The organism is Streptomyces sp. NPDC025721, assembly GCF_055558595.1.
The window spans coordinates 238,392-246,468 of the sequence record NZ_JBVHMF010000007.1 but is presented as its reverse complement, the minus strand read 5'-3'; the positions used below and the strand labels follow the sequence as shown (position 1 = coordinate 246,468).

Genomic DNA, 8,077 nt, shown 5'->3' with positions numbered 1-8,077 from the left:
CGAACACCCCCCCACCCTCGGTCAGAGCCCCCACGCTTGACCAGCCGGGGCCTTGGGGGGGTTTTGCGGGAGACGTTGTGGGTTCCCCCCCCCCCCCCCCCCCCCCCCCCCCACTCGGTTGTTCTCTCACGGGCGATGGTGCGGGAACGGGTGTACCCGTCAGTGCTCGCGCGCTGTCAGCGAACGCGCCGTCAGCGTCGGGCGAGCAGGCGCACGCCGTCGCCGGTCGGCTTGTACGGCAGACCGTAGTGCTGGAAGATCGCCTCCTCGTCCTCGACGGGCAGGACGTCGTCCGTGCCGATCGAGGGGGCCGACTTCACCAATGCCTTGTCGTACGGGACCTTCACCCATCCGGGGCCCACGATCACGTCCGTGACGGGCGTGAAGGTGAGTCGGTGCCTGGTGGGCAGGCCGATCTGGACCGTGACCATCAGCGGCTCGTCCGTGCCGGTGTCCACATACACCGCTTCGAGGGAGCCGATCTTGTGTCCCTCTGCGTCGACCACGTCGTGGTCGCGCCATTCGCGGAGATCAGCGGGCTTGATCATGACGAGTCCTCCTGGTGACGTGCTGTACCCGTTCACTTTCCTTGTGCCCCGGTCCACGCGCCACACGCACGTGGCAGTCGGGTCAATCCGTGCTCACCTCCGAGCGGTCGCCGCCCCACAACGTGTGGAAAGAGCCCTCGCGGTCGGTGCGCCGGTAGGTGTGCGCGCCGAAGAAGTCGCGCTGACCCTGCGTGAGCGCCGCGGGCAGCCGCTCGGCGCGCAGCGCGTCGTAGTACGCCAGCGCCGCGGAGAAACCGGGCGTGGGCACGCCGTGGCCCACCGCGGTCGCCACGACCGACCGCCAGTCGTCCTGCGCCGCGCCGATCTCCTCGGCGAACTGCTTGTCGGACAGCAGGCTCGGCAGGTCGGGACGGCTGTCGTACGCCTCCTTGATCCGGTCGAGGAAGGCGGCCCTGATGATGCAGCCGCCGCGCCAGATCGACGCGACCGCGCCCAGGTCGATGTCCCAGTCGTAGGTCTGGCTGCCCGCCTGGATCTGGTGGAATCCCTGCGTGTACGACACGATCTTGGACGCGTACAGCGCCTGCTCCACACGGTCGGCGAAGGCGGCGGCCTCGGCCTCGCCGAGCACCGCACCCGAGGGGCCCGGCAGGTCGCGCGAGGCGGCCCGCAGTTCGCCGTGGCCCGACAGCGAGCGGGCGAAGACCGCCTCGGCGATGCCGGAGACGGGGACGCCCAGGTCGAGGGCGATCTGTACGGTCCAGCGGCCGGTGCCCTTCTGCTCCGCCTGGTCGGCGACGACGTCCACGAAGGGCTTGCCGGTGGCCGCGTCGGTGTGCGCGAGCACCTGCGCGGTGATCTCGATCAGGTACGAGTCCAGGCGCCCGGTGTTCCAGGTCTTGAAGGTCTCGGCGATCTGCTCGGGCGAGTAACCGGCGACCTCGCGCAGCAGGTGGTACGCCTCGGCGATGAGCTGCATGTCGGCGTACTCGATGCCGTTGTGCACCATCTTCACGAAGTGGCCGGCGCCGTCGGGGCCGATGTGCGTCGTGCAGGGCGTGCCGTCCTCGGCCTTGGCGGCGATCCGCTCCAGCAGCGGGCCGAGCGACTCGTAGGACTCGGCGGACCCGCCGGGCATGATCGACGGGCCGTTGAGCGCGCCCTCCTCGCCGCCGGAGATACCGGTGCCGACGAAGTGGATGCCCTGCTCGCGCAGTTCCTTCTCGCGGCGGCGGGTGTCGGCGAAGTGCGCGTTGCCGCCGTCGATGATCACGTCGCCCGACTCCAGCAGCGGCGCGAATTCCTGGATCACCGCGTCGGTGGCCTCACCGGCCTTGACCATGATGACCAGCCGCCGCGGCCGTTCCAGGGCCGCGACGAACTCCTGCGCGGACTGCGCGGCGATGAAGGTGCCCTCGTCGCCGAACTGCTCCACCAGGGCGTTCGTCTTGGCGGTGGTGCGGTTGTGCAAGGCCACGGTGAAGCCGTGGCGGGCGAAGTTCCGGGCGAGATTGCTGCCCATCACTGCCAGCCCGGTGACGCCGATGTCCGCCGATCCGCTCATGCGATGTCTCCACACTTGTTGGTGTGCGTCTGCGTACGTCTTCCTGCCGTGCAACGGTGGCCGGGGCCGTGCGCTTCCCGTGGCCCCACTGTCGAGCCTGCCTCTTCCGGCGGCCGGCAGCCACCCGTGCGGAGCGCTCCGGCCGGGCCGGGTCGCTCCGGCTGCCCGATGATGGCAGAAGCGGGCCGTACGGAGAGGAGCCGTCGTGGCGGACGCCGACACCGACGCGAACAGCAACGCGAGGACGGGCACGGGCTCGGGCGACGACAAGGAAGCGGGCCAGGGCGCCGACCGGGGTACGGGCCAGGAGCGGGACCGGCTGGCGAAGTACCGCGGCATGCGGCGCTTCGACCGCACCGACGAGCCCGAGGGCGGTACGGCGGCCCCCGGCGACGACCCGTCCTTCGTCGTGCAGATCCATGACGCGACCCGGATGCACTTCGACTTCCGGCTGGAGGTCGACGGGGTGCTGAAGTCCTGGGCGGTCCCGAGGGGGCCGTCCACCGACCCGCGCGACAAACGGCTCGCGGTGCCCACCGAGGACCACCCGCTGGAGTACCGGGAGTACGAGGGCGTGATCCCCGGCGGCCAGTACGGCGCGGGGCCCGTCATCGTCTGGGACCACGGCACCTACCACCCGCTGACGGACGGCGGTCCCGAGGCGTTCGCGCGGGCCCTGGAGCGCGGCCACGCCTCCTTCGAGCTGCGCGGTACGAAACTGCTCGGCGCGTACGCGCTGACCCGGATCCACCAGGCCGCCGACGGCGGTCAGGGGGACGCGGCGGACCCGGCGTGGCTGCTGGTCAAGAAGAAGGACGCGCACAGCACGCCGGGCCGCGGGACCACTCCGGATCCGCGCAGGGCCCGCTCGGTCCTCACCGGCCGCACCCTCGCGGCGGTCGAGCGCGAGGAGCCGCCGGAAGGGCCCGCCGGGTCGGGGAATGCCGGATCGGGGCCCGACGGAACAGGACCCGACGGAACAGGGCCCGCCGGATCAGGACCCGCGTGAGGACGGCCGCCGCGCGGGCTACGGCTGGGTGAGGCGTTCCATCAGGGCCAGCGCTTCGATGACCGTCTCGCGCTCCTGCGGCGTGTAGCGGTCCTGGAAGGCGCGGGCCAGCCACTCCTCGCGGGCCACGCGGTTGCCCTGGACCCGCTCGCGGCCCGCGGCGGTGAGCACGATCAACTGCCTGCGGCCGTCGCGGGGATCGGGGTGGCGCTCGATGAACCCGTGCTGTTCGAGCGCCCCGAGCGCGACGGCCATCGACTGCGGACGGACCCCCTCCGCGGCGGCCAGCGCGCTGGCGGTGGACTCCTCGCCCTTGCCCAGCCTGCTGAGCACCGAGGTCTGGGAGGGGGTCAGGTCCTGTGTGTCGGCGATCTCCCGCAGCCTGCGCAGCAGACGGCTGACCGTCACCCGCAGGTCGTGGGCCGCTTGGACCGCGGTCCGCGAGATGTCCTCGGTGCTCTCTTCCATACCCCTACCGTAAAGAGACCGGTGGCCGGGCGCGGCACGGGAGTCCGTACCGCGGGCACGTCCCCGCTCTCAGGTCCGGACCGGGGGCGACCAGATGTACGGCGTCGTGGTCGTCACCGCGTGGAAGCCGAGGCGCCGCAGGATCGGCGCGCTGTCGTCCGAGGCGTCGACCTGGAGGTAGCGGATGCCCCGGGCGGCGGCGACATTGGCGCGGGCGGCGACCAGCGCACGGTAGATGCCCCGGCCGCGCCACGCCTCCAGTGTCGAGCCGCCCCACAGCCCGGCGAAGTCGGTGCCGGTCCTGACCACCAGCCAGGCCGCCGAGACGACCTGGCCGTCGGCCTCCGCGACCAGGACGACGACCTCGGTGGGCGCGGCGGCGATCCGGCCGGCCAGGTCGTCGGCCAGCCACCCCCAGTCCTGGCCCCACACGGCCGACTCCATGGCGGCGATCCGCCGCAGGTCGGCGTCGGCGGTGACCTGACGCAGGACGACGCCGTCCGGCAATACGGGGTCGGCCGTCATCTCCTCGGCCCGCCCGATCACGACGGTCTCCCGCTCCTCGGGCACGAAGCCGGCCGCGAGCAGCCGCTCGGGCAGGTCGGCGGGCCGGTCGTGCGCGCGGGTCTTCCACTCCACGGCCTCGCCGCGCGCCGCGAAGAAGTCGCGCTGGCGGGCGATCAGCCGGTCCAGCTCCGCGCCCTCCACGCCGAGGTCGGGCGGTGTGCTCACGAAGCCGCGGTACTGCCCGCTGAGCCGCAGGACCGGTCCGTCCCACTCGCACCTGACCCCGGCGGGGAGGTTCGGCGGAGCGCCGCGCATCTGCTCGTCATAGGCCGCGAGCAGGCCGTCACTGTTCGTCATACGAGCCAACGCTACGAAGGCCCGCAAGTGGTTTTCGCGGACCCCGTACGGCGCCCGCGATGAGTTCGCGGTCCGCGGCCGGTCTACCGGGGCATGACCACTACCGGATACGTACCGCCCCGGATCGTCGACCGCGCCGCTCGCCCGTACGCGGCCGTCCGGGCCCTTGTCACCATGGAATCGGTCGACACCATCGCCCACCGCATCCCCGAAGTCATCGGGCGGCTGTCCGCGCTCGGCGTGAAGCCCGCCGGGCCGCCCTTCCTCAAGTACAACGTCATCGACATGGCGAGGCAGCTCGAGGTCGAGGCGGGGGTGCCCGTCGCGGGGGCGGTGGTGCGCGACGGCGACCTGTTCTCCGGCGTGCTGCCCGCGGGCCGCTTCGTGACGTACACGCACCTCGGCAGCCCCGCCGGGCTCGTCGGCGCCACGGCGCTGCTGCTCGACTGGGCGTTGGCGGCGGGGCTGCGCTGGGACATGAGGCCGACGGCCGAGGGCGACCGGTGGGGCTGCCGGATGGAGAGCTACCGCACCGATCCGCGCTCGCAGCCCGACACCGCGAAGTGGGAGACGGACCTGGAGTTCCGGCTGGCCGACTGAGGCCGCGCGGGCCTATCGCGGCTCGCCCGGATAGGTGCCGAAGTACCAGTGGTTGCCCTCGATGTCGCGGGCCGCGAAGTCGCGGGAGCCGTAGTCCGTCTCGAACAGCTCGGTGGTGATCTCGGCGCCCGCGGCCTTGGCGCGCGCGTGCAGCGCGTCGGGGTCCGCGGTGACGACGTAGGCGCCGAAGGAGCCGGGGGGCCGCTTGGCCCAGGTGCCGTCCGGGTCCTCGCGGACCGAGCCGAGCATGATGCCGCCGCCTTCGGGCCAGGCCAGTTCGGCGTGCGCGACGGTGTCGCCCTCGCCGTAGACCGCGGTTTCCTCGAAGCCGAACGCGTCCACGAGGAAGCGGATCAGCCCGCGGGCGTCGCGGGCGCGCAGGGTGGGCCAGACCTGGGGCGGCGGTGCGGTCTTCGCTCGCGCGGAACCGCCGCCGCTCGCGCCCTGCGCCGGGTTGTCGCCAGTGCTCTCGGTCATGGGGATCGGACCTCCTCAGTGCTGCCGGTGTGCTGTCGCGTCCAGCCTCACTCGGACGGGTGGTGCCCGGATTGGATGTTTCGGCGCTCCTCGGCGAGCCACAGTGTCGGCGGGCAGCCCGCCAGGGCCCGGAATTCGCGGTCCATGTGCGCCTGGTCGAAGTAGCCGCGGTCGACGGCGATTCTGGCCAGCCGCCCCTCGGCGGCGCCGTAGGAGGCCAGGCCGCGGCGGGTGCGGTCGAAGCGGATCACCCGTGCGGCGGCCTTCGGGCTCAGTCCCACCTCGGCCGCGAAGCGGTCCCGCAGCCGCCGGTCGCTCCAGCCGACCTCGGCCGCCAGCCGCGCCACGCCGATCGTGCCGCCGGTGGCCGCGAGCAGCCGCCACGCGTGCCGTACCTCCGGATGGAGCCGTACGCCCGCGCGCGGGTCGGCGCGTGCCCGGTCGAGCAGCCAGGCGTCGACGACGGCGAAGCGGCCCGCCCAGTCCGGGGCGGCCCGCAGCCGGTCCAGGACGTCGGCGACCGACGGTCCGAGCACGTCCTGCGCGGCGAGATCCGCTCCGGCCAGCGCGCTCGCGGGCAGCCCGAGCAGGACGCGGGCGCCCAGCGGGTCGAGGGCGATCTGCACGCCGGACTGGCGGCCGGGCACGCTGATCAGCGCGGGGGTGGTGTGCAGGCCGCCGACGAGCGCCGAGAAGTCGCCGGGCGGTTCCGCCGGGTCGGGGTGGGCGGCGACGGTGAGCGGTTCGTCGAGCGTGAGGATCAGCGTCAGGTACGGGGACGGCAGCCCCCGGTGCCTGGTCGGTGGCACGCCGCGCTGCCGGTAGCCGGAGTACCAGCCGACCAGGCCGCGCAGGGCGGGCGCGGGCCTGCCGCGTACCGCCTCGTCCACGACGTCCGTGCCGGTGACCGGCTCCGTACCCGTACCCGTGCTCACGCTCTCCGTCCTCCCGGCGGACGCGGCGGCCCGCCGTATGCGACGGCCCGATGTGTACGGCGACCGTAACGTCCGGCGACCGCCGCCGTCAGCCGCCGTCAGCCGCCCGCGACCATGCCCCTGGTGTGCTCCAGGATCTCCTCGCGCGTCAGATACGTGTCGGTGTACTCGAAGTCGCGCAGGGTGCCGGCGCTGCGGGACTGGAAGTTGGTGCGGACGAAGTCGTCGCCCGCCACCGCGTTGAGCAGCCAGTTGGTCATGACGCGGGTCTTGGCGACGTTGGTGCGCAGCGCCGACCAGTGGTAGCCGCGGGCGACCGCCTGGGCGGGCAGGCCGCGCAGTTCGATGCCGAGCGGCTTGGAGACCGCGTCCTTGCCGCCGAGGTCGACCACCAGGCCGAGGTCCTTGTGCGCGTACGGCGTGAGCGGCCGGTGGCGCAGGGTGGCCAGGATGTTGTCGGCCATCGTGCGGCCCTGCCGCATGGCGTGCTGCGCGGTGGGCGGGCAGATCGCGCCGTCCTCGCCCTTCGTGACGTCGGGCAGCGCGCCCGCGTCGCCCAGCGCGAAGACACCGTCGAGCCCCGGCACGGTCATCTCGGGGGTGACCGCGAGCCTGCCGCGTACCGTCTCGGCGTCGAGCGTGGCGACCAGCGGGCTCGCGGCGACGCCCGCGGTCCAGATCAGGGTGCGGCAGGGCAGCACCCTGCCGTCGGTGAAGGTGACCTCCTCGGGTCCCGCCTTCGCGATCGACACCCCGAGCGAGACCTCGATGCCGCGCTTGCCGAGGATCTCCAGCGCGCTCCTGCCCAGCTTGTCGCCGAGTTCCGGCATCAGCTTCGGGGCGATGTCGATCAGGTGCCACTTGATCAGCTTCGGGTCGAGGCGCGGGTAGCGCTTGGCCGCGTTGCTGGTCAGCCGCTGGAGGCAGGCGGCGGTCTCGGTGCCCGCGTAGCCGCCGCCGACCACCACGAACTGGAGCCGGGAGGCCCGCTCGGCCTCGTCCTGGCTGGCGTCCGCGAGGTCGAGCTGCGCTATGACGTGGTCGCGGATGTACGCGGCCTCGGCGAGCGTCTTCATGCCGCGCGCGTTGTCCAGCAGTCCGGGGATGTCGAAGGTGCGGGTGACGCTGCCGGGCGCCAGCACGATGTAGTCGTACGGCTCGTTCAAAATCTCGCCCGTTATCTTGCGGATCACGCAGACCTTGGCCTTGGTGTCCACTCCCACGGCCCCGCCGGGGATGATCCGGGTCCGGTGCCTGCTGCTGCGGCGCAGCGACACCGCGATGGACTGCGGGGTCAGCACCCCGGAGGCCACTTGGGGGAGCAACGGCAGGTAGAGCTGGTACGAAAACGGTGTGACCAGTGAGACGTCCGCCTCGTCGGCGGCGAGCGACCGCTCCAGGCGGCGTACGCACGCCACTCCTGCGAAACCGGCGCCCACCACGAGAATCCTGGGTCGTGCCACGACATCCGTCCCTTCTCAGGTCTTCGCGTCCGTCTGCTCCCCTGCCCCGTGAACGCGGTCCGGCACACCTCCTGTCTTAGTACGGCGCGAGCGGGCCCGCCAGCCGGACGGCCGGTCACGGCGTACACCGCGCTGCACGGACGGCCGACTCGACGGAGCATGGTACGGACGACAAGCGGACAAAACGA

The 8,077-nt window shown here is 72.7% G+C and carries 9 protein-coding genes; 2 read left to right on the top strand and 7 right to left on the bottom strand.

Going from position 1 to position 8,077, the window contains the following annotated elements:
* Window positions 1–191: 191 nt before the first annotated feature.
* Complete coding sequence (locus tag ACZ4EF_RS13555) at window positions 192–548, bottom strand: PRC-barrel domain-containing protein (protein WP_355340750.1); 357 nt, start codon at window positions 546–548, stop codon at window positions 192–194.
* A gap of 82 nt (window positions 549–630) precedes the next feature.
* Window positions 631–2,073: an NADP-dependent phosphogluconate dehydrogenase gene (gene gndA, locus ACZ4EF_RS13550; RefSeq protein ID WP_355340753.1), complete on the bottom strand. Its 1,443-nt coding sequence runs from the start codon at window positions 2,071–2,073 to the stop codon at window positions 631–633.
* 319 nt (window positions 2,074–2,392) lie between these two features.
* Here gndA and ACZ4EF_RS13545 point away from each other — a divergent pair, with 319 nt between their 5' ends.
* Window positions 2,393–3,082: a DNA polymerase ligase N-terminal domain-containing protein gene (locus tag ACZ4EF_RS13545; RefSeq protein ID WP_467504459.1), complete on the top strand. Its 690-nt coding sequence runs from the start codon at window positions 2,393–2,395 to the stop codon at window positions 3,080–3,082.
* 18 nt (window positions 3,083–3,100) lie between these two features.
* Here the strand turns inward: ACZ4EF_RS13545 and ACZ4EF_RS13540 are convergent, their stop codons facing one another.
* Together ACZ4EF_RS13540 and ACZ4EF_RS13535 are read right to left on the bottom strand one after the other, a co-directional pair.
* Window positions 3,101–3,550: a MarR family winged helix-turn-helix transcriptional regulator gene (locus ACZ4EF_RS13540; RefSeq protein ID WP_355340757.1), complete on the bottom strand. Its 450-nt coding sequence runs from the start codon at window positions 3,548–3,550 to the stop codon at window positions 3,101–3,103.
* Window positions 3,551–3,619: 69 nt separating this feature from the next.
* Complete coding sequence (locus ACZ4EF_RS13535; protein WP_391044857.1) at window positions 3,620–4,414, bottom strand: GNAT family N-acetyltransferase; 795 nt, start codon at window positions 4,412–4,414, stop codon at window positions 3,620–3,622.
* 93 nt (window positions 4,415–4,507) lie between these two features.
* Here ACZ4EF_RS13535 and ACZ4EF_RS13530 point away from each other — a divergent pair, with 93 nt between their 5' ends.
* Window positions 4,508–5,014 (top strand): GyrI-like domain-containing protein, encoded by a 507-nt coding sequence (locus ACZ4EF_RS13530; RefSeq protein ID WP_467504398.1) that lies wholly within the window; start codon window positions 4,508–4,510, stop codon window positions 5,012–5,014.
* Between the two features lie 12 nt (window positions 5,015–5,026).
* Here the strand turns inward: ACZ4EF_RS13530 and ACZ4EF_RS13525 are convergent, their stop codons facing one another.
* From ACZ4EF_RS13525 to ACZ4EF_RS13515, 3 genes are all read right to left on the bottom strand, one after another.
* Complete coding sequence (locus ACZ4EF_RS13525; protein WP_467504396.1) at window positions 5,027–5,491, bottom strand: VOC family protein; 465 nt, start codon at window positions 5,489–5,491, stop codon at window positions 5,027–5,029.
* A 47-nt stretch (window positions 5,492–5,538) separates the two neighbouring features.
* Complete coding sequence (locus tag ACZ4EF_RS13520; protein WP_467504394.1) at window positions 5,539–6,426, bottom strand: AraC family transcriptional regulator; 888 nt, start codon at window positions 6,424–6,426, stop codon at window positions 5,539–5,541.
* Window positions 6,427–6,524: 98 nt separating this feature from the next.
* Entirely contained in the window at window positions 6,525–7,889 is a 1,365-nt protein-coding gene (locus tag ACZ4EF_RS13515; RefSeq protein ID WP_355340772.1) for an NAD(P)/FAD-dependent oxidoreductase, read from the bottom strand.
* Window positions 7,890–8,077: the final 188 nt, after the last annotated feature.

Coding starts and splice junctions, on each gene's coding strand:
- ACZ4EF_RS13555 (WP_355340750.1), bottom strand. CDS start 548: ATGATCAAGCCCGCTGATCTCCGCGAATGGCGCGACCACGACGTGGTC.
- gndA (WP_355340753.1), bottom strand. CDS start 2,073: ATGAGCGGATCGGCGGACATCGGCGTCACCGGGCTGGCAGTGATGGGC.
- ACZ4EF_RS13540 (WP_355340757.1), bottom strand. CDS start 3,550: ATGGAAGAGAGCACCGAGGACATCTCGCGGACCGCGGTCCAAGCGGCC.
- ACZ4EF_RS13535 (WP_391044857.1), bottom strand. CDS start 4,414: ATGACGAACAGTGACGGCCTGCTCGCGGCCTATGACGAGCAGATGCGC.
- ACZ4EF_RS13530 (WP_467504398.1), top strand. CDS start 4,508: ATGACCACTACCGGATACGTACCGCCCCGGATCGTCGACCGCGCCGCT.
- ACZ4EF_RS13525 (WP_467504396.1), bottom strand. CDS start 5,491: ATGACCGAGAGCACTGGCGACAACCCGGCGCAGGGCGCGAGCGGCGGC.